Consider the following 21,435-nt stretch of genomic DNA (forward strand, 5'->3'; position numbering starts at 1 on the left):
TCCGGCCACACAGTTCGTTACAGAATTTAACGCCCGATCAGGCAATGGCGGCCGCCGCTACTGTCGAGCTTCAAACCGCCTGATGCTCTACTTCTAGCCGGTCCAGCAATTGGGAGGAGGTCACAAGAAACAGAGCCTATTGGAAGATGTAGCTCAGAAGTGCAAACAATACATCAAAGATTACCTTGATACAGAAGGAAGGTAATTCCTCCCGACCTTCGGCCACCTTTTCCCCGCTTTCGTTGTTATCAACGATTCGCAAAAAGAACCCATCAGTTGGCTGAACAACCTACCTATACCGACCCTTACGCCATCGAGAAAGAGCTGCGCAAGGTGCAGGCCCTCATGAAGCTCGAGCAGCAGGAGGACCTCGAACAATTCAAAATCAAGAGCGCCCAGGCTACTATTGCCGAGCGACAGAAGCGGGGCCTAACCTGGTACCCGGTCAAAATCACGAAGGAAGACATTGGTTTCGGCGGCAAGCTCGTTATTGAGCTGGAGCGCCCCTCGGGCCAGGCCGGGCTGCACCTGTTTCAGGTGGGCAAAAACGCGGCGTTGTTCGGCAACATTCCGGGCCGCTCGGGCTCCGACCGGCCCACGCTCTCGGGCGTTATCACCAGCGTGAAGCGCAACAAAATCCTGCTGGCCACCACCAAAGAGGATTTGCCCGACTGGGTGGAGGAAGGCAAGCTGGGCGTGGACCTGACCTTCGACGAGGTGAGCTACCGCGAGATGGAGTACGCCCTGGGCAAAGTCATGGGCGCCTACGAAAGCCGGCTGGCCGAGCTGCGCGACGTGCTGCTGGGTGCCAAACCGGCCCGCTACAAGCCCGAAGCCGAAGCTCAGCTCTACTACCCTTCGCCCCTGAATGAAAGTCAGCTAGCGGCTGTGCGCCACGTGCTGGCGGCCCAGGATGTGGCCATCATTCATGGCCCGCCCGGCACCGGCAAAACTACCACCTTGGTGCAGGCCATCCTGGAAACCATCCGCCGCGAGCGGCGCGTGCTGGTGTGCGCGCCCAGTAACACGGCCGTGGACTTGCTCACCGAAAAGCTGGCTGAGCGCGGGGTGAACGTGATTCGCATGGGTAACCCCTCGCGCGTGTCGGACCTGCTGCTGGAGCACACGCTTGATGCCCAGATTATGGCGCACAAAAGCTACCCCGAGCTGAAAAGCATGCGCCAAACGGCCGAGCAGTACCGCGAGCAGGCCGGCAAGTTCAAGCGCCATTTCGGCTGGGAGGAGCGGGAGCAGCGCCGGATGCTGAAAGAACAGGCCCACCTCATGCTCCAGGATTCCGACAACCTGGAACGCTACATCACCGAGGACCTCTTGGAAAAGGTGCAGGTGATTACCTGCACGCTGGTGGGGGCCGGCAACCGCGCCATTCGCCACCTCACCTACGAAACGGTGTTTATTGACGAGGCAGCCCAGGCCCTGGAGCCGGGCTGCTGGATTCCCATCACCAAGGCGAACCGCGTGGTGCTGGCCGGCGACCATCAGCAGCTGCCGCCCACCGTGAAAAGTGAGAAAGCGGCGGCCCAGGGTTTGCGCGAAACGCTGTTTGAGAAGTGCATCAAGCGCCAGCCCGACACGGCCCGCATGCTGGAGGTGCAGTACCGCATGCACGAGCAGATCATGGAGTTCAGCTCGGAGCAGTTCTACGAAGGCCGGCTGAAGGCCGCACCCACCGTGGCCCACGCCGACCTGCCCGCCTACGACCTGCGGTTTGCCCCCGACATGGCCGTGGAGTTTCTGGACACCGCCGGCTTCGGCTTTCAGGAGCTGGGCATCGAGGAAAGCCGCTCTATTGCCAACCCCGAAGAAGCCGACCTGCTGTTGAAGCGCCTTTCGCAGCTCTTGGAAGTCTACGACCCGGCCGACCACACCGAGGATCTGCTCACCATCGGCGTCATTGCCCCCTACCGCGCCCAGATCAACTACCTCAAGGATGCCGTGGAAGACAACGATGAGCTGGTGGGCCTAATGGAGCACCGCATGCTCAGCATCGGCACCGTCGACTCGTTTCAGGGCCAGGAGCGCGACATCATTGCCATTACCCTCACCCGCTCAAACCCTCAGGGCGAAATCGGCTTCCTCTCCGACATTCGCCGCATGAACGTGGGCATGACGCGCGCCCGCCGCAAGCTCCTCATCGTGGGCGACTCGGCCACCCTGGGCGGGCACCCGTTTTACAAAGCCTTCCTCGATTACGTGGAGAGCATCGGGGCGTACCGCACGGCCTGGGAGCTGCAGTAAGCCGCTAGAAGCCATGTGATTTGCACTTGGCTCCGTGTTTTTCCGGATGTCTGCTATTAACCCTGAAAAGCCCCGTCCTCAGAAACGGGGCTTTTTTGTGTGCGTATTCAGCGATACATCCTTCCAAAACCACCTTGTAGTTATGAATAAGTACGCTATTGTCATTCACGGAGGCGCCGTTACCATGGACCCCAGCGAGTTACCCCCCGAGGAAGAAGCTGCCCAGCGCGAAGGCCTCCATGATGCTCTGCAGGCTGGCTGGGAAGTGTTGCACCGCGGGGGCTCAGCTCTGGAGGCCGTAGAAGCGGCCGTGAACAGCATGGAAAACAACGAGCACTTCAACGCCGGCCGGGGCAGCAGCCTCAACAAGCAGGGCGAGGTACAGATGGATGCTTCCATCATGGATGGCAGAACGCTGAAAGCCGGTGCCGTAGAAGGCGTGCGCTACGTCAAAAACCCCGTTAGCCTGGCCCGCACGGTGATGGACAAGTGCGAGCATGTGTACCTCTCCGGGGAAGGTGCCATGGAATTTGCCCTGCAGCACGGCCTCGATATGGAAGCCGTGCACTACTTCATCACGGAAAAGGCCCAGCAGGAGTGGCTGGAAATCATGCAGGAAGAAGCTAAAGTGCCCCAGAAAGATACTGTGGGCGCCGTGGCCCTCGACCAGGATGGCAACCTGGCCGTGGCCACCAGCACCGGCGGCATCGAAGGCCAGCTGAAAGGCCGCGTGGGCGACAGTCCGGTAATTGGGGGCGGCTCCTACGCCAGCAACGAGGCCTGCGCCGTCTCAGCTACCGGCGACGGCGAAGTTATCCTGCGCGGCGCCTTGGCCCACGAAGTGTACGCCTTAGTGAAGTACAAGGGCCTGCCCGTAAACGAAGCCTGCCGGGCCGCCATTGAGCTGCGCGACGAAGACCTGCAGGGCGATAAAGGCCTGATTGCGGTTGATAAAGAAGGCAACATTGCCCTAGAAACCAACACCAACATCATGCGCCGCGGCTACCGCGTAGGCGAGCAGGAGCCGTTTGTAGCTATCTGGAGCGAAGAGGGATAGACGCCGGAGGTAGTAGTACTAAAGCGCAGCGGATGCTTGTGCCTCGGCACTTTTCGCAACTGTCTCACTTCGTGCCATATGCCCACGAAACTGCGCCGCTGCACCGACTATTTCGGGCTATTTCCGTAACTAGCTAATCGAAACCCAACCCTTCATTTCTACCCCCGGGCGCCAGCGTCCACCCGCAGCATGGCTCAAATCAGCGAAAACAAAGTCGTTACTATCACCTACGACCTGAGCGTAACCGACGAAAATCAAGAGAAAGTACTGGTAGAGTCGGCCGAAGCCGATGCACCTATGGTCTTCCTGTTTGGTCAGAGCGGCCTGCCTGAAGAATTCGAAAACCAGCTCAACGGCAAGCAGGCTGGCGACACGTTCACCTTCTCTCTCACCCCCGAGCAGGCCTACGGCGACTACGACCAGCAGGCCGTAGTGGAAATCCCCAAAAACGTCTTCGAAATCGACGGGCAGCTCGACAATGAGATGCTGCAGGTAGGCAACTTCCTGCCCATGGCCGATAACCAGGGCAACCACATGCAGGGTAAAATCGTGGAAATTGGCGACGAAGTAGTGAAAATGGACTTCAACCACCCCCTAGCTGGCATGGTTATGCACTTCGACGGCAAAGTAGCCGCCGTGCGCGACGCCACCCGCGAGGAACTCGACCACGGCCACGTACACGGCGAAGGCGGGCACCATCATTAATAGCCTTCAGCTACAAACCGAAAGCGGCGGAACCAGAGTGGTTCCGCCGCTTTTTTATTGGCCGTTTGGCTGCGGCTGGGCAACTGCCTGCTGCCGCCGCTTATGCTCTTGCTCATAGAAGGCCAGCTCGGCTTTGTAAGGGGCCGTATTCCATTTGGGCTCGGCGGCCTCAATGCTATTGATCATGCTTGTGACCAACGCGCTGTTGGCGCATATATTCGACTCCTGCGGGTTTTTATAGGCTTTGTACGTTGCATCCAGAAAGCCCTCTACCCCACTGATTGTGCTGGCTGCTGGCCCATCCAGGTAGGCGGCTGGCGTACGTTTCTGCGGAATTGACTTATTGCCCGCACGAAAGTGTTTAACTACTTCTTTTTTACCGTGAGAAGCAGGCCGATGGGCTGTGTTTTTTTTCCGGAGGGCCGCATTAGTCAGAGCGCTAACGCCATGTACAAGATTTGCCTGCGCCATGCTCAGAGCCGGCAGCAGAAGCAGGCCACAGATGAGTAAGGATTTCTTCATTAAAAGGTAATTGAATGGTATAGAAAAGATTCCTTAGGAATAAGCCCTCTAGATTCACGCAAGCAGTTCACCGATGACGACCTATTATTTCCGAAATGTACAACTGGCCGTTAAATAGTTAGTCCAGCGTGAAAGTCCCTGCTTCTTCAAACAGCGGGTCACAGATCAACCTATCTTCTGCTAAACGATAGGTCATAAAATAATCTACTGAGTAGCCTTCGGCCGTTAGCAGCCTAATTTGCAAGGCGTCAGTTGCAGGGGTGTCTGCCGAAAACCGCAGGCGTACATCAACCCCTATGGCACCAATGGTACTGACGCCTGTTTTAAGTTGCTGCCGAATACCCAGTTCCAGCAGTTCCACCAACGGCTGTGACTCCAGCATATCTTCAGCCGCTCCGGCTGCCACTGGAACCAATGTGCCATCGGCTTTCTGAACTGCACCGAAAGGATAAAACTCTCCCGCCTCCGTCAGAAAATGCTTGGCTTGTTGCACAACCATGTTTTTAACCGCTTCTATTGCTTGCTCCATATTTGTCATAGGCTAAATGCTGTGTATTTCAGCAATTGCTCCCACCCGCAGCTCCGGCCAAAACTCCCGGAAATCCGCCTCATACGCCGGTAGCTCGGCCAGAAACGCGGCTGCGCCGGTACCTAGCACCTCGGCCTGGGGCACGCGGCGGCTCAGGCCCAGCAAGGCATTGCGCAGTCCCTCGGGATGAGCGTAGCCGCTAAGCCAGTCGCCCTGGCGCATGTACTGCAGCATGTGCTGCAGGCGTGGCGGCAGCTCCGCGCGGCGGGCGTGCAGCAAGGCGTACATGCGCAGGGCAAACGCCGGCAGGGGCTCGGCGGCATCGTAGTGAAACTTGGCAAAGTCGCGGGCCAGCAGGTGGTCGAAGCCCACGTCGGACACGACGCCGGCCCACTTGCCCAGCCCGGCCGCGCGCAGGCGGGCGGTGGTGCGGCGCACCAGGGGGTGGGCATCGGTAAAGGAGTCGATAAAACGGTGGAGGCGGATGCCGCGCTGCACGGCCGGCGGGTAGGCCAGCACGGCGGCACGGCCTCGCACGGCTTCGGCGGCGAAGTTGCCCACGACGATATCGGCGTAGTCGGGCGTGGTGGGCGGGCCAGAAAGCAGCAGGTGAGCCAAGAAGTTCATTGGGGCGGAAGGTCGGGAAAATCCGGGCAACCTGGGCTGCACCCGAACCCGACCGTAGCGCGGGCCGTACTTCTGGCAGGCTCACCCCGGTGGCCCGGCCCGCCCAGGCGGGTCGTTTTCCTGATGTACTATTCTTCAACCTCCTGCCCCATGGCCGACCAAACACCCGTTACCAACGACCTCAGCAAGCTGCTCGAAAAAATCAAGGACGTGCGCATTGCCATGCTCACCACCACCGACGAGGACCACTCCCTGCGCAGCCGCCCCATGTTCACGCAAAAGCCTGATGGCTCGGGCGCGCTGCTGTTCCTGACTGATAAGGAATCGGCGAAAGTGTACGAAGTAAAAAAGGACAGCCAAGTAAACCTGAGCTTCGCTAACCCCGAAAGCAACGTGTACGTCTCGGTTTCGGGCCGCGCCAATGCGTACCGCGACCAAGCCAAGATTAACGAGCTGTGGAATGAGTCGATGCGCGCTTGGTTTCCCGGCGGCAAAGACGACCCGAGCATTTACATTCTGAAAGTAGAAATCGACAAAGGAGAATACTGGGATACGCCAAGTTCCGTGCTCACGCGGGCATACGCCTACGTGCGCGCCCTGGCCACCGGCGAGCGGAGCAAAGCCGACGACGTGAACGAGCACGCCAAAGTGAACGTGCAGTAACATTTGAGAAGCTAATTGTTATAAGAGGACCGGGGTAGCCCGGTCCTTTTTTATGCGCTGTTTGTAGCTTGCCACGTGTCTGCGGGCCATGCGGCGCTTGGCTTTGCGCGGCTGTTTCAATGCCCAGCCGACTTGTTTTTGGATTTTTTTCCTGCTTTCCTATTGCCCCTCACTACTATTTCCTTGCTGACGCTGCACCCCAACCAGAAGCGCTGGGGATTTGCCCAGATGGGCACGGCCCAGCGCCCTCTGCAGCGCGTACCCGGGCTGCGGTTTCAGAAGCTGCTGGGCAGCGGGGCCGGGGGCTTCGGCGCACTGCCCAACCTGCTGCGCTATGGCTTTATGGCCGTGTGGGAGTCGGAAGCTGCGGCGGCAGATTTCTTCAATACCCACCCGCTGTGGCAGGAGTATGAGCAGCGGTGCCAGGAAATCTGGACAGCTCACCTGGCTCCAATCAAGTCCCACGGACTCTGGGACAAGCAAAACCCGTTTGATTACGCTGAGGATGGTGGCCCCGCCGATGGCCCCGTGGCCGTGCTGACCCGCGCCGCTATACGCTGGTATAAAACGCCGCGCTTCTGGCGCTACGTAGCGCCTACCAGTGCAACCATTGCCCAGGCCCCGGGTGTGCTGGCTGCCATTGGCCTAGGCGAGCTGCCGGTGGTGCGCCAGGCTACCTTCAGCTTGTGGACCTCGGCCCAGGCCATGCAGGACTACGCCTACCGCAGCGCAAAACACAAGGAAGTCATCAAGCTCACCCGCCAGGAGAACTGGTATGGCGAGGAGCTGTTTGCGCGCTTCCGGGTGCTCAGTAGCCGCGGCACCCTCGACGGCCGCAACCCGACGGAAGCGTAGTCAATGAGAGGTTGAGACGTACTACGTTTGCATCTGCCCGCCAGCAAGCCGTTCTGCAGCAAGGTGTAGATGATTACGGCATTGTATACCGAACGTCATGCTGAGCGGAGTCGAAGCATCTCTACCGCTTCGTCTGCATTATTCAACGAAGCGGTAGAGATGCTTCGGCAAGCTCATCATGACATAACCGGACAGCTTCATTCTGAAAACCGACCCTTCCAAAATGGAAGGGTTTTTCTTTTTGCGGAATTCTCAGCCATCCCCTATTTTATTTTTACCCTCTCATTATCAATTACATACATCACTATTCAGCTACTGTAGCTGCAGGCGGCACCGGGTTTGGCAATAGGCTACCATCAACCAAACACCGCCTGACCAATGCCCATCTTCGACAACCTCGCCAAAGCGGCCAAAGACTTCTTCATTGAGGAAGGCGAGGAATCCACTTCCCCCGCGCCTGCTTCGGCCCGGCCGCTGCCGAATGCCACTCCCTCGGCCTTCACCCCAGCGGGCATGGCCTACCCGGCTCCGGCTCCCCTGGTTACCCAGCCCGAGCAGCGCCACCTCGACCACATACAAAGCCTGCTTACGGGCAACGGCAAGGACTTCGTGGCCTACACCAAAATGGTAAAAAGCCTGGGGGCCAGCGGACTCAGTGGGCCCATCCTCTACCAAACGGCCTTCAACGCCTTTTCCGCCGTGACGGGCCTGGACTTGCCCGGGCTGCTGGCCTCCGCCGAGGAGTTTGAGCGCAAGCTCACCGCCGACCGCAACCACATTTTGGAGCGGCACCGCGAAAAGCTGGGCGAAATCAAGATTCCGAACCAACCGCCCAGCGCCCTGGTGCAGCTGCAGCAGCAGGAAACTCAGCTGCAAACTGCCCTCACCGACCTGCAGCGCCAGCTCGAAGCCAAGCAGCAGGAGCTGTTGCAGGTGCAGCAGCAGCGCCAGCAGGAAAGCCAGAAAGCCACGGCCGCCATGGCCTCCTACGAGCTGGCCAACGCCGCCGCCGCGGCCGAGCTGCAGGCTCACCGCCAGGCCGCGCAGTCCTTCCTGCTGAAGTAGCCCGCGGGTCCATCCTCCACAACTAACTCCTACAACCATGAACACTCCTCTCCTTTCCAACGCTTCTTCCAGCCTCTCCGGCGACTTGCCCAAGTGGCAGCAGCCGGAAAAAGTAGCCGGCTGGGTTTTCCTCGGCGGGCTGGTAGCCGCCGGCGTCTACGGCTGGGGCACCATCGTACCGTTCCTGGTCGACATGGTGTTCGACACCGTGAAACTGGGCATTGGGCTGGGCGTGCTGTTCCTGCTGTTTCTGCTCGTGACGAGTCCGCGCATCAAGGCGGGGCTGTGGTATGCCGGGCAGCGCATTTTCCGCACGGCCGCCGGCATCTTCGTCAACACCGACCCCATCGGCATCATGGAGGACTACATCCGCAGCACCGGCCAGGAAGCCCGCAAGATGGAGGAAGAAGTTGGCCACATCGAAGGCGCCCACGAGCTGGTGAAGCGCAAGCTAGAAGCCAACAACCAGCAGATGCGCGAGTACCTGCAGCTGGCCGACTCGGCCACCCGCCAGCAGGAAGGCGACGCAGCCGCCTCCTACGCTTCCCGCGCGGCCCAGCTCCAGGAGTACAACCAGCGCCTGCAACCCATGCTCACCACCACCCAGAACGTGAGCCTGGTGATGCGCCAGATCCTGAAAGCGGCCCTCCGTCAGATCGACAACAGCAAGTTCAAGGTGAATCTGCTGAAAGACGAATATGAGCTGGTGAAGCGCACCAGCAGCGGTATGCGCGCCGCCATGAACATCCTGCGCGGCGACCCAGACAAGAAGTACTTCTTCGACCTGGCTACCGACCGCGTGGCCCAGGACATGGCCCAGCAGCTCGGTCAGATCAAGCAGGCCATGCGCTACTCCCAGGAGTTCGTGAAGGAAATGGACATCCAGAACGGGGTGATGAGCGAGAAAGGCCAGCGCCTGCTGGAGAAATACCAGAAAGGCGAGTTCAACGCCCTGCTCGACGAGCAGCCCGCGCCCCGCACCACCGCCCAGACCCGCACCGCCACCAACGACGCCTACACCAGCCTGCTGGACTAATTGGGAAGGTGGGAAATGTGCTGAAGGTGGGAAATGTGACAAAAAACAAGCTAAGCCGTGCTGCTACGCAGGCCTGACCTGAAGCTCACCTTCCCCACTCATACTGCACCTAGCCCATCTACAGCCTCATCATTTCTGGCCATTCCCCATTCCGCACATTCTTCACATTAGCACATTTCACACATCTTCCCCATGACTACTCGCGGTAAAATTGTAATTGGCGCCCTGCTCGTGGCGCTGCTGTACTTCGGCATCAACAAGCTGGTGTCGAGCGGCATGGTCTTTAAGAAAGCGGCCACCGAATCAGTACTGCTGAACTCCATTGAGCTGCCCACCCAAAGCGGCGGCGCCCGCACCAACGTGGCCGTACCGCTGGCACCTTTGCCTTCCGAAACCCCGGCCGAGAAAGGCACGCCGGTGGTATGGGAAGTAATGGCCTGGAACTCGCAGATGGCGGGGATGCTGGCCAACGGCGGCCCGCGCACCACCCAGGGCTCCAGCATGGCGGCCAACGGCCTGGATCTGCAGATTGTGCGCCAAGACGACGTAGCCAAAATGCAGGCCGACCTGGTGAAAAACGCCCTCGACCTGCAAAGCAACCCCGAAACGCCGGGCCTGCTGGTGAGCATCATGGGCGACGGACTGCCAGCCTTTTCGGCGGTGCAGCCCCAGCTGGAAAAGGCCGGCACCAGCCTGCAGATTATTCCCTACTCGGTGGGTAAAAGCTTTGGCGAAGACAAGCTGATGGGACCCAAAGAGTGGCTGGATAACCCCAAGGCCGCCCTGGGCAAAACCGTGGCCTGCTACCTGCGCGACGGTGACCAGAACATTGCCCTAAAGTGGTGCGCCGACAACGGCCTGAAAGTCAACCCCGACGAAACCACCTACGACCCCGAGGCCGTGAACTTCATGGCCGCTTCCGACTTCCTGGTGGCCGCCGAGAAGTACATCCTGGGCAAGCCCGAGCAGCGCACGAAAGTGGTAAACGGCAAGAACACCGGCGTGAAAGTGGACGTGGTAGCCGATGCCGTAGCCACCTGGACGCCTGGCGACGTGAACATTGCCCGCCAGAAGGGTGGCTTGGTCAACATCGTGAGCACCAAGGACTACTCCAACCAGATGCCCAACATCATGGTAACAACCAAGCTCTGGTATGAAACCCACCAGAAAGAGGTAGAAGGCCTGATAACGGCCCTGGCCGTAGCCGGCGACCAGGTGAAAAGTCACCCCGAGGCCCTGAGCCGCGCCGCCGATATTTCCAGCGTGGTGTATGGCGACAAGGACAAGCCTGGTGCTTACTGGCTGCGCTACTACAAGGGCGTGAGCGAGGCCGACCGCAACGGCGAGGTGGTGGAGCTGGGCGGCTCCAAGGCCTTCAACTTCTCGGATAACCTGGCTTTGTTCGGCCTCAACGAAGGCGGCACCAACATCTACGCCGCCGTGTACAAAACCTTCGGCGACGTGCAGCACCGCCTCTACCCCAAGGAGTTGCCCAGCTACGTACCCCTGGACCAGATGCTCGACCTTGCCCCCCTGCGCAAGCTGCAGGACAAATACCGCGGCAAAACCCTGGCCCCGGCCGAGCAGCAGCAGTTTGCCGCCGATGATGAAATCCGCCAGAGCGTGAGTAAGCGGGCCTGGAACATCGAGTTCAACACGGGCCAGAGCTCCTTTACCCCCGCCGCCGAGCAGCAGCTGGCCAAGCTTTTCGATGACCTGGTGGTGGCCGGCCGCCTGAAAGTAGCCGTGCACGGCCACACCGACAACGCCGGCGACCCGCAGCGCAACCAGCAGCTGTCCGAAGACCGCGCCCTGGCCGTGCAGCACTGGCTCGAAGCCAAAAGCGCCAGCGCCTTCCCCGCCGGCCGCGTGCAGGTGTACGCCCACGGCGCCCAGGAACCGGTAGTCAGTAACGCCACGCCCGCCGGCAAAGCCAAAAACCGCCGCGTAGAAATCGTGCTGGGCAACTAGCGGTGAATGGATGAGTGTGAATGAGAGACTTGTCATTTCATTCTCTTCAACTAAGAATAGTCCTGCTGAGCGAAGCCGAAGCTCTCTACCGCTTCGTTGCAATGGCAATAATTAGCCAGAGGTAGAGATGCTTCGACTTCGCTCAGCAGGACGTTCTATTTCAGATCCTTGATTTCCCATGAAAGAGCTATTCTCCCCCAACGCCCAGCCCCGCCGCCGCACTTTTGCCTTGATGGCGGCGGGCCAGGCGGCCCTGCTGCTGGGGCTGTGGCTGTGGATGCCACTGCGTATGTTCCCCTCCCTTGGCGAAGTTCTCCGCGCATTCGTGGACATGGTCACCACGCAGGGCCTCATCCAGGAGCTGTGGGCCAGCATGACCACGGCGCTCCAAGCCCTGGCCGTGGCCACCGTGCTGGCGTTGCTGATTTCCTACCTCACGGCCCTGCCCTTCTTCCGGCCGCTGGCCTACGCGGCCTCCAAGATGCGCTACCTCACCCTTACCGGCCTCACGTTCTTCATGGCCCTGATGGTCAGCTCGGGCCACGAGGTAAAGCTGTCGGTGTTGATTTTTGCCACTACGGTGTACCTCGTCACGGGCATGACCTCGGTGATTCTGACCACTACCCAGCAGGAAATGGACCACGCCCGCACCCTGGGCCTGGGCGAGTGGCGCAGCTTCTGGGAAGTGGTGGTGCTGGGCAAGCTGGATGATATGCTGGAAGTGGTGCGCCAGAACTTCGCCATCATCTGGACGATGATTACGCTGGTGGAAACGCTCTACCAGTCGGAAGGCGGCATTGGGCTGCTGCTCTACAAGCAAAACCGCTACCTCCACCTCGACGGCGTAATGGCCATTCAGCTCGTCATCCTCGCCGCCGGTGCCGCCCAGGACTACCTTTTCAGCCTCCTGCGCCGCGTGTTCTTCCCCTACTCCTCCCTCACCACTGCCCGGTAGCTTTAAACTTTAAGTATCGTCATTCCGAGCGCAGCCGAGGAATCTTGCTAGTGTGGTAAAGCCAACGAAGCGGGAGAGATGCTTCGACAAGCTCAGCATGACAATAGTTTGGCAACATCAGCACGCGAGATTCCTCGGCTGCGCTCGGAATGACGGCCTGATATGCACTAAACCTCAACCTTACCATCTCACCACCTCACCAATGACTCCCTATTTCTACAAAGCCCCGGTCCTTACGCTCGACAACGTGTCGATGGAATATGGGGGCGAAACCGTGCTGCGCGACATTTCGGCGCAGGTACTGGACGTGTGCCGCCCCAACATGAACCAAGGCCAGGTAGTGGGCTTCTACGGTCGCTCGGGCCTGGGAAAATCGGTGCTGTGCCGCATCATGGCCGGGCTGATTACGCCCACCAGCGGCACGGTGAAGGTGGGCATTGAGCAGGAAGAAGTGACGCCCGGTGCCGTGGGCTTTGTGCAGCAGCAGTACCCGCTGTTCAACCACCGTACCTTGCAGGACAACCTGCTGGTGGCGGCCGCCCGGAAGTATGAGCCCGAGGAAGCCAAGCGGCAGACCGATGCCTACCTGGACCGGTTCCAGCTCAGCCAGCACCGCAAGAAATACCCGGCCCATCTTTCCGGCGGGCAGCGCCAGCGCGCCGCCATTGCCCAGCAGCTCCTTTGCTCCGACCACCTCATCCTGCTCGACGAGCCATTCTCCGGCCTCGACATTGCTATGATTGACGAGGTCAAGAAAATCATCCTCGAAGTAACGACCATGGACGAGCTGAACACCGTCGTCATCGTCTCCCACGACATTCAGACCACCACCGCCCTGGCCGACCGGCTCTGGCTCCTGGGCTACGAGCGGGACGCCAGCGGCCAGCTGCTGCCCGGCGCCACTATCAGCGCCGCTCACCAGTACAACCTGGCCGAAATGGGCTTGGCCTGGCACGAAAACGTGGAAGCCGAACCCGAATTCAACCGCTTCGTGGAGCACCTGAAGGATGAGATTCGGCAGAGCGCCTAAGTACTCGGAGTCAGTCCTCTGCTTCAGCAACTTCGTTCTCGCTTACTTTCCTTGCGTCCAATCTGGCGTCTTCGCCTTTCCCCTCTTATGAAGTTTCTGCTGTTGCTGTTTTGCTTGGCTAGCTGGCCCACGGCCCCCACCGCCGTGGCGCAGGTGCCCTCGGCGGCCCCCGACACGGCCGCTCGGCCCATCAGTTTCTACGGCTTCGCGGATGCCTACTACGGCTATAACTTTACGGGGCGGAGCCCACAGCGGCCGGCGTTTCTGTATTCGCACAACCGCACCAATGAGTTTGCCCTCAATAATGCCGTGCTGGGCGTGCGCTACCAGGACGAGCACGCCCGCGGTGCGCTAGGCCTGCACGCCGGCACCTACGTGGAGGCCAACTACGCCGCTGAGCCGCTGGTGCTGCGCCACCTCTACGAAGCCTACGCCGGCTTCCAGCCCACCCGCCGCGCTTGGCTCGACCTGGGCATTTTCAGCTCGCACATCGGGTTGGAATCGGCGCTGAGCAAGGACAACTGGACGCTGACCCGCTCCCTGGCCGCCGAAAACTCGCCCTACTACGAGGCCGGCGCCCGCCTCACGTACGAGGTTTCGCCCCGGCTCACGGCTACGGCGCTTGTGCTGAACGGCTGGCAAAACCTGTGCGACAACAACCGCGGCAAAGCCGTAGGAACCCAGCTGCAGTGGAAGCCCACCGAGAAGCTGCTCCTCAACATCAGCACCTTCTTCGGCAACGAGCAGCCCCAGGACTCGGCCCGTCGCCGCCGCTTCTTCCACGATTTCTACCTCACATACGCGGCCTCTTCTCGGCTAAGCCTGGCCGCCCTATTTGACCTGGGCGCCCAGCAGGCTCCCGGCCGCCGCGCCGACGTGTGGCACACTGGCTACGCCCTCGCCCGCTACCAGTTCACCAAGCAGGTTGCGGCCACCGCCCGTGCCGAGTACTACCGGGCCGCCCACGGTATCATCATCCAAACCACCCAGCCCACCGGCTTCGAAAACCGCTTCCGTGTGGCCAGCGCATCACTGAACCTGGATTATGCCCCAACTGCTCACGTGGTAGCTCGTCTGGAAGGCCGCGTACTACGCGGAAAAGATCCGCTGTTCGCCACGAAGGAGAATGGCTTGGCACGCACGTACGGCAACGTGACGTCGTCAGTGACAGTGAGTTTTTGAATTATTGCTCTCCTGCACTACCTGTCCGAAATGGGCCTGGCCTGGCACGAAAACGTGGAAGCCGAACCCGAACACAACCGCTTCGTGGAGTATCTGAAGGAGGAGATTCGGAAAAGCTAGTCCCTGTATTTTAATTGATTAACCCACTCTATAACCTAGGTTGAGCTCTTTCATATCGAAGAAACATGCATCACAAACGACTTTAATCTTCGCAAATCCCTCAGACTCATCATTCCACTCACCAACCCGCGTCAATACTTCGTCGCATGCATCGCACCATGCATTGAGTTCATCATTTGCATAAACGACACTGGGGTCTGAAGCAAATGGCTCATAAAAGCCAACTGAATAATCAGTATTCAAATGTTGGCAAACAAAGGCTGGATACCGGTATCCATGCGTGCAGCATTCTACCCGGTTAACTGGTTCGCTCATTTCACTATTCATTTAGCCAGTATTATTCAAAGTTAACTCCTTATGGCTACCGTTCTTTGCCGAAACTAATATCTCAGATTTCATCAACGTCATGCCCACCGGTACCCTGCTCCTGATTGACGACGAACCGCGCTTGCGCCAGCTGCTGGCGCGGGTAATAGAGCTGGAAGGCTACACCGTGCTGCAAGCCCCCGACGCCAGCCGCGGCCTGGAGCTGCTCCAGCAGCACGCCGATGAGGTGCTGGTGGTGGTGTCGGACGTGCGCCTGCCCGACGCCCACGGCGTGGACCTGATTCCGCGCCTCAAGGCTAAGGCCCCCGATATCGAAATCGTGCTGCTCACCGCCTTCGGCACCATTCCGGACGGGGTGAAAGCCATGAAGCTGGGCGCTTTCGACTACCTCACCAAGGGCGACTTCGAGCAGCAACTGGTAGTAGTAGTGGAGCGGGCCGCCGAAAAATCCCGCCTGCGCCGCCGCGTGGCCGAGCTGGAGCGGCGCATGGGTCAGCGCTTCAGCTTCGCGAGCATGATTGGCGCGGCCCCGGCTTTGCGCCGCGCCCAGGACCTGGCCCGCCAGGTAGCGCCCACCGACAGCACCGTGTTGCTGGAAGGCCCAACCGGCGCGGGCAAGGAGCTGTTTGCCCAGGCTATTCACGAGGCCAGTGAGCGGAAGCTTAAGTCCTTTGTGGCCGTGAACTGCTCGGCTTTCCCAAAGGACTTGCTGGAATCGGAGCTGTTTGGCTACAAGAAGGGCGCGTTTACGGGCGCGCTAGCCGATAAGAAGGGGCTGCTGGAAGAAGCCAACGGCGGCACCTTGTTTCTGGACGAAATCGGGGAGCTGGAACTGAATGTGCAGGCCAAGTTCCTGCGGGTGCTGGAAACGCGGCAGTTCACCAAGCTCGGCGACACCAAGCCCACCAGCGTGAACGTGCGCATTGTGGCCGCCACCAACCGCAACCTGCGCCAGGAAGCCGCCGCCGGCCACTTCCGCCCGGACCTCTACTACCGCCTGTCCGTCTTCAACATCTTGGTGCCCAGCCTGCAGGAGCGCGCCGCCGATGTACCCGCCCTGGCCCAATATTTCCTTCAACATTTCGCGGCCCAGCTGCGCAAGCGCCTGCCCGGCCTGGAGCCCGAGTGCGTGGAGTTGCTACAGCGCTACGAGTGGCCCGGCAACGTGCGGGAGTTGAAAAACGTGCTGGAGCGCGCCGCCATCCTCGCCCCCGCCGACCAGCCCCTCGCCGCCGGCTACCTCCCCGACGAGTTCCACACCCTCCCCGCCTCCGGCAGCCCCGACGCCGACCCCACCGACCAGAGCCTGCGCGCCGTGGAAGCCCGCCACATCCGCCAGGTGCTGCACCAAGTGCAAGGCAACAAAACCGAAGCCGCCCGCCGCCTCGCCATCGGCCTCACCACGCTCTACCGCAAGGTGCAGGAGTACGGGCTGTAGGTCGGCCTTTGTCTCTTACACAAACGGCTGTTATCCTGAGCAGCCCGAAGGACCTTATCACGGCAGAACAACTTCAGCGCCCTCTGCGGAAACTTCTGGGGCTTCTGCGGGCTAACAAATTTGTTCTGGCATCACAAGGTCATTCGCAAGCTCAGGATGACAGACGAAGCAGAACGAAAATCCAATACCTAAGACCCTAAGTCCCCAAGACCCTTCTATCCATGTCCCTGAAACTCAAAATCCGCCTGAGCATTCTCACGATGCTGGTCCTGCTGCTGGGACTGGGCGGGTACACCTTCTTCACCATTCAGCGGCTGGAAGGCGGGACGCGGGGCGTACAGCAAGCCAATTTCCGCTCTGTGGAATACGGCCAGCAGATGCTTCGGGCTCTGGAGCAGCTGGAAGATGCGCCGGCCGATGTGACTCCGTTGGCCGCCCTACGCCGGGCCCTTACCCGTGAGGCGGCCAACATCACCGAGGCCGGGGAGCTGGAACTGGTTGATACGCTCACCCAGCAGGTGGCCGACTATCAGCGCCTGGTGGATGACCGCGCCCCCACCCCTGAGCAGCTTGCCCGCCTCCGCCAGCTGCGGGCCGAAACCCACCGCATGATGGCGCTGAACGAGGCTTCCTTCCACCGCCAAACTCAGCAAACCGCCGCCGCTGCGGCCGGGGCCCGGCGCGTGGTCCTGGTCGGTATGATTTTGAGCACTCTGGTAGCCCTGAGCCTGGTGGTGCGGCTGCCCCGGGCCGTGCTCCGCCCTTTGCGCCGCCTCCGCGCCGATGTGGAGGATGTGGCCAGCGCCGGCCCCGCCACCCAGGTTTCCATTGCCAAAAACGACGAAGTAGGCGCCGTGGCCCTGGCTCTCAACCGCGCCTTCGGCTACCTGCAGGACCAGCGCGCCGTGACGCGGGCGGCCCTGGCTACCGAGCGCAGCCGCCTGGAAAGCCTCATCGAGCACCTCGACGAGGGCTTGCTGCTACTCGACCCAGATGGCTGCGTGCTGCTGGCCAACCCCGTGGCGCGCGAGCTGCTGGGCCGCTCGGCCGCCGAACTGGTAGGCCAGCGGGCCGAGGACCTGCGCCGCGAGTCGGCCCTGCTGCACGACGTCTTTCAGCCCCTGCTGGAGCCGGAGTCGGGCCGGGCCGGCGAAGCCCCAGCGCCGGTGCTCCTCACCATCAACCATGCCAACGGCGAAACGGCGTACTACCGGCTCACGCTCAACCACATCGTAACCCGCAACCGCGAAACGGGCCGCACGGAGTTCGTGGGCCACATTCTGGCGCTACGCAACGTGTCGGACTTCAAGAAGCTGGACGAGGTAAAGTCGAACTACTTGGCTACGATTTCGCACGAGCTGAAAACCCCGCTGGCCAGCATCAAGCTCAGCCTCATGCTGCTCCAGGATGAGCGCACCGAGGCCGAGGAGCGCCAGCGCCTGGCTGACGGCATCCGCGACGAAACCCAGCGCCTGCTGGGCATGGTGGGCCAGCTGCTGGCCGTGTCGCGCCTCGATGCCGGCGCTGACATTCAGTTCGACGTGCAGCCCGTGGCCCTGGCCGAAGTAGTAAACTACGCCATTGATACGGTGCGCCCCCAGATTGAGGACAAGCAGCTGCAGCTGTGCCTGGAGCTGCCCGCCGGCCTCCTGCCGGCCCGCGCCGACCTGGAGAAAACCACCTGGGTGCTCATCAACCTGCTCAGCAACGCCATTCGCTACTCCCCCCGGGGTGCCCGCCTGCTGGTGCAGGCCACCCCGCGCCTAGAGGCAGTAGAAATCAACGTGCAGGACTGCGGGCCCGGCATTGCGGCCGAGTTCCACGAGCGGATTTTTCAGCGCTTCACCCACGTGCCCAACGCCACGGGCCACAAGGGCGGCTCGGGGCTGGGCCTGAGCATCTCCCGCGAATTCATCGAAGCTCAGGGCGGGCGCCTGTGGGTGGAAAGTGAGCCCGACTGCGGCAGCAGCTTCCGCTTCACGCTGCCGCTGGTGGACGTAGGATAAAAGGATTCAGCTGCCGATTAGCCGCCGCTCGGGTACCAGCCAAATACCCCTTGCCTACTCGAAAACACTTCTTAGCTAAGCAGAAACCCAACCTACTAAGAATCGACTACCCCTTTCCCGGCAATTCCGCTTAATTTCGCCCTTTCACTCGCAGCAGAATCCCATGCCCGGCTATTATCCCCAGGATATTGAGAAGAAGTGGCAAGCCCACTGGAAAGAGCACCATACGTTTAAGGCTGAGAATCAGTCGGACAAGCCCAAGTACTACGTGCTGGACATGTTCCCGTACCCCAGCGGCGCGGGCCTGCACGTAGGTCACCCGCTGGGCTACATTGCCTCCGACATTGTGGCCCGCTACAAGCGCCTGCAGGGCTACAACGTGCTGCACCCCATGGGTTTCGACTCGTTCGGCCTGCCCGCCGAGCAATACGCCATCCAGACCGGCCAGCACCCGGCCCTGACCACGGAGCAGAACATCGACACCTATATCCGGCAGCTCAACTCCCTGGGCTTCAGCTACGATTGGAGCCGGGAAGTACGCACCTCCGACCCGCAGTACTACAAGTGGACGCAGTGGATTTTCCTCAAGCTGTTCAACTCCTGGTATAACCTCGACACCAACCGGGCCGAGCCGCTCAAAACCCTGCTCGACAAGTTCCAGCAGAATGGCAGTGAGGGCATCCGCGCCGCCGGAGATGAGGAGGAGCGGCACTCCTTCACGGCCGGTCAGTGGCAGTCGTTCACGGAAAAGCAGAAGCTGCAGGCCGTGCACCCCTACCGCCTGGCCTACCAGCAGGATACCTACGTGAACTGGTGCCCCGGCCTGGGCACGGTACTCAGCAACGACGAGGTAAAGGATGGCCTTTCGGAGCGCGGCGGCTTTCCCGTGGAGCGCCGCCTCATGCCCCAGTGGAACCTGCGCATCACGGCCTACGCCGACCGCCTCCTCCAGGGCCTCGACACCCTCGACTGGCCCGACGCGGTAAAGGAAATGCAGCGCAACTGGATTGGCAAAAGCATCGGGGCCGAAGTAGAATTTTCGGTTATTAGAACTGAGAATTTAGAACCTAGAACTCAGAACTCGGCTGAAAATACTCTAAGCTCCCAGTTCTCACTTCTAAGCTCTAAAATCAAGGTCTACACCACCCGCGTAGATACCATTTACGGCGCGACCTTCCTGGTGCTGGCGCCCGAGCACGAGCTGTTGAAAGAGCTGACTACCCCAGACCAGCAGCAGGCCATTCAGGACTACATCGACGCCACCAAGCGCCGCTCGGAGCGCGACCGGATGGCCGATACCAAGACGGTTTCGGGTGCCTTCACCGGCGCTTATGCCCTGAATCCGTTTACGAACGAGCCTATCCAGATCTGGATTGCCGACTACGTGCTGGCGGGCTATGGCACCGGCGCCGTGATGGCCGTACCCAGTGGAGACCAGCGCGACTACGTGTTTGCCAAGCACTTCAATCTGCCCATTGTGCAGGTAGTAGATGCCCAGCAAATTGACGAGCAGGCCGACCCCACCAAGGAAGGCAAGTACCTGCACGGCCTCATCCAGGGCCAGAACTACAAGCAAGCCACCCAAACCCTGATTCAGGAGCTGGAGCAGCGTGGCATCGGCAAGGGCAAAACCAACTTCCGCATCCGCGACGCCATCTTCGGCCGCCAGCGCTACTGGGGTGAGCCTATCCCGATTTACTACAAGGAGGGTGTGGCCTACGGCGTGGCCGAAGCCGACTTGCCCCTGGTACTCCCGGAAATCGACGAGTACAAGCCCACCGAAACCGGCGAGCCGCCCCTGGGCCGCGCCAAGGATTGGAAGTACAAGGGCCAGTTCGAGTATGAGCTGAGCACCATGCCCGGCTGGGCCGGCTCCAGCTGGTACTACCTACGCTACATGGACCCGCAGAACGTCGGCCGTTTCGTAGGCGAGGAAGCCGAGCAGTACTGGCAGCAGGTGGATTTATACATGGGTGGCGCAGAGCACGCTACGGGCCACCTGCTCTACTCCCGCTTCTGGCACCTGTTCCTGAAAGATCTAGGCTTGGTTTCAGCGCCTGAACCCTTCCAGAAGCTCATCAACCAGGGCATGATTCTGGGCCGCTCGAACTTCGTGTACCGCATCAACGGCACGAATACGTTCGTGTCTTCAGGCAAGAAAGGTGACCATCAGACTACCGCATTGCACGTCGATGTGAACATCGTTGAAAACGATGTGCTGGATATTGAGGCGTTCAAGAACTGGCGCGAGGAGTACGCCAACGCCGAGTTCATTCTCGAAGACAATGGCACCTACGTATGCGGCGTCGAGGTCGAGAAGATGTCGAAGTCGAAGTACAACGTGGTGAACCCCGACACGCTCATTGAGAAGTTCGGGGCCGATGCGCTGCGTTTGTACGAAATGTTCCTCGGGCCGCTGGAGCAATTCAAGCCCTGGAATACCAACGGCATGAGCGGCGTGGCAGGCTTCCTCAAAAAGCTCTGGCGCCTCTACCATCCCCAGGATGGCGACTTTGCCGTGACCGACGAGGCCCCGAAACCCGCCGAGCTGAAGGCCCTGCACAAGGCCATCCGTAAGGTGGAAGAGGATATCGAGAAGTTCTCCTTCAACACCACCGTCAGCGCCCTGATGATTACGGTGAACGAGCTGACGGCCCTCGACACGCACAAGCGCGCCGTGCTGGAGCCGCTGGTGGTGCTGGTGTCGCCCTACGCCCCCCACCTGGCCGAGGAGCTGTGGCAGAAGCTGGGCCACGCGCCCGGCTCCATCAGTTCCGCTACATATCCCGAGTTCAAGGAAGAGTACCTGGTGGAGGACGTAGTGAACTACCCCGTGGCCATAAACGGCAAGGTGCGCGAGCAGCTGCAGTTCCCGGCCACCGCCACCCCCGCCGACATCGAAGCCGCCGTGCGCGCCTCCGACTTCCTGGCCCGCTTCGCCGATGGCAAAGAAGCCAAGAAGATTATTGTGGTGCCCGGCCGCATGGTGAACGTGGTGGTATAGAGCCAATCCGATTTCACCAAAAAGTCCCTGCCGTACGCACGGCAGGGACTTTTTATGTTTAAACAGGGTGCGGTGCGCGGGCCA

The 21,435-nt window shown here is 60.5% G+C and carries 18 protein-coding genes; 14 read left to right on the forward strand and 4 right to left on the reverse strand.

The annotated features are described in order from the left end of the window. Positions 1-276 precede the first annotated feature (276 nt). The 3 genes from FY528_RS18850 to FY528_RS18860 all read left to right on the forward strand — a co-directional run bounded on the left by FY528_RS18850 (position 277) and on the right by FY528_RS18860 (position 4,021). The gene (locus tag FY528_RS18850; RefSeq protein WP_149072584.1) at positions 277-2,259 is read left to right on the forward strand and encodes an AAA domain-containing protein; all 1,983 of its coding nucleotides are present in this window, start codon (positions 277-279) and stop codon (positions 2,257-2,259) included. A 142-nt stretch (positions 2,260-2,401) separates the two neighbouring features. After that, positions 2,402-3,316, forward strand: a complete 915-nt coding sequence (locus FY528_RS18855) for an isoaspartyl peptidase/L-asparaginase family protein (RefSeq protein WP_149072585.1) — start codon at positions 2,402-2,404, stop codon at positions 3,314-3,316. A gap of 189 nt (positions 3,317-3,505) precedes the next feature. Beyond that, complete coding sequence (locus FY528_RS18860) at positions 3,506-4,021, forward strand: FKBP-type peptidyl-prolyl cis-trans isomerase (protein ID WP_149072586.1); 516 nt, start codon at positions 3,506-3,508, stop codon at positions 4,019-4,021. A gap of 54 nt (positions 4,022-4,075) precedes the next feature. Here the strand turns inward: FY528_RS18860 and FY528_RS18865 are convergent, their stop codons facing one another. The 3 genes from FY528_RS18865 to FY528_RS18875 all read right to left on the reverse strand — a co-directional run bounded on the left by FY528_RS18865 (position 4,076) and on the right by FY528_RS18875 (position 5,699). Then, complete coding sequence (locus FY528_RS18865; RefSeq protein WP_149072587.1) at positions 4,076-4,543, reverse strand: hypothetical protein; 468 nt, start codon at positions 4,541-4,543, stop codon at positions 4,076-4,078. Between the two features lie 118 nt (positions 4,544-4,661). Beyond that, the gene (locus FY528_RS18870) at positions 4,662-5,072 is read right to left on the reverse strand and encodes a hypothetical protein (RefSeq protein WP_187632196.1); all 411 of its coding nucleotides are present in this window, start codon (positions 5,070-5,072) and stop codon (positions 4,662-4,664) included. Between the two features lie 12 nt (positions 5,073-5,084). Continuing rightward, on the reverse strand, positions 5,085-5,699 hold the full coding sequence (locus FY528_RS18875; protein ID WP_149072589.1) for an acyl carrier protein phosphodiesterase: 615 nt from the start codon (positions 5,697-5,699) through the stop codon (positions 5,085-5,087). 123 nt (positions 5,700-5,822) lie between these two features. Between FY528_RS18875 and FY528_RS18880 the strand changes: the two genes are divergently transcribed. From FY528_RS18880 to FY528_RS18915, 8 genes are all read left to right on the forward strand, one after another. Further along, a complete protein-coding gene (locus tag FY528_RS18880; RefSeq protein ID WP_262384060.1) occupies positions 5,823-6,362 on the forward strand; it encodes a pyridoxamine 5'-phosphate oxidase family protein in 540 nt (179 codons plus the stop codon). Positions 6,363-6,524: 162 nt separating this feature from the next. Further along, complete coding sequence (locus tag FY528_RS18885) at positions 6,525-7,217, forward strand: spheroidene monooxygenase (protein ID WP_262384061.1); 693 nt, start codon at positions 6,525-6,527, stop codon at positions 7,215-7,217. A 378-nt stretch (positions 7,218-7,595) separates the two neighbouring features. Continuing rightward, positions 7,596-8,282: a hypothetical protein gene (locus FY528_RS18890; RefSeq protein ID WP_149072591.1), complete on the forward strand. Its 687-nt coding sequence runs from the start codon at positions 7,596-7,598 to the stop codon at positions 8,280-8,282. 37 nt (positions 8,283-8,319) lie between these two features. Continuing rightward, the gene (locus FY528_RS18895; protein WP_149072592.1) at positions 8,320-9,318 is read left to right on the forward strand and encodes a hypothetical protein; all 999 of its coding nucleotides are present in this window, start codon (positions 8,320-8,322) and stop codon (positions 9,316-9,318) included. A gap of 192 nt (positions 9,319-9,510) precedes the next feature. Beyond that, on the forward strand, positions 9,511-11,289 hold the full coding sequence (locus tag FY528_RS18900) for an OmpA family protein (RefSeq protein ID WP_149072593.1): 1,779 nt from the start codon (positions 9,511-9,513) through the stop codon (positions 11,287-11,289). A gap of 178 nt (positions 11,290-11,467) precedes the next feature. Continuing rightward, positions 11,468-12,244, forward strand: coding sequence for an ABC transporter permease (locus tag FY528_RS18905; RefSeq protein ID WP_149072594.1), 777 nt, complete (start codon positions 11,468-11,470; stop codon positions 12,242-12,244). 202 nt (positions 12,245-12,446) lie between these two features. Then, positions 12,447-13,274 carry an ATP-binding cassette domain-containing protein gene (locus tag FY528_RS18910; RefSeq protein WP_187632197.1) on the forward strand — a complete coding sequence of 276 codons (828 nt, stop codon included), beginning with the start codon at positions 12,447-12,449 and terminating at the stop codon, positions 13,272-13,274. Positions 13,275-13,361: 87 nt separating this feature from the next. Beyond that, positions 13,362-14,456, forward strand: coding sequence for a porin (locus tag FY528_RS18915; protein ID WP_149072596.1), 1,095 nt, complete (start codon positions 13,362-13,364; stop codon positions 14,454-14,456). A 138-nt stretch (positions 14,457-14,594) separates the two neighbouring features. Here the strand turns inward: FY528_RS18915 and FY528_RS18920 are convergent, their stop codons facing one another. Next, positions 14,595-14,819: a hypothetical protein gene (locus tag FY528_RS18920; RefSeq protein WP_149072597.1), complete on the reverse strand. Its 225-nt coding sequence runs from the start codon at positions 14,817-14,819 to the stop codon at positions 14,595-14,597. Between the two features lie 163 nt (positions 14,820-14,982). On the opposite strand from FY528_RS18920, the gene FY528_RS18925 reads away from it, so the two are divergent. The 3 genes from FY528_RS18925 (at position 14,983) to leuS (ending at position 21,351) form a co-directional block, all read left to right on the forward strand. Further along, positions 14,983-16,341 carry a sigma-54-dependent transcriptional regulator gene (locus tag FY528_RS18925; protein ID WP_149072598.1) on the forward strand — a complete coding sequence of 453 codons (1,359 nt, stop codon included), beginning with the start codon at positions 14,983-14,985 and terminating at the stop codon, positions 16,339-16,341. 221 nt (positions 16,342-16,562) lie between these two features. Beyond that, on the forward strand, positions 16,563-18,347 hold the full coding sequence (locus tag FY528_RS18930) for a sensor histidine kinase (RefSeq protein ID WP_149072599.1): 1,785 nt from the start codon (positions 16,563-16,565) through the stop codon (positions 18,345-18,347). Between the two features lie 163 nt (positions 18,348-18,510). Then, positions 18,511-21,351, forward strand: coding sequence for a leucine--tRNA ligase (gene leuS, locus FY528_RS18935; protein WP_149072600.1), 2,841 nt, complete (start codon positions 18,511-18,513; stop codon positions 21,349-21,351). Positions 21,352-21,435: the final 84 nt, after the last annotated feature.

This window comes from Hymenobacter lutimineralis, from assembly GCF_008271285.1.
In the GTDB taxonomy this organism is placed as follows: Bacteria; Bacteroidota; Bacteroidia; order Cytophagales; family Hymenobacteraceae; genus Hymenobacter; species Hymenobacter lutimineralis.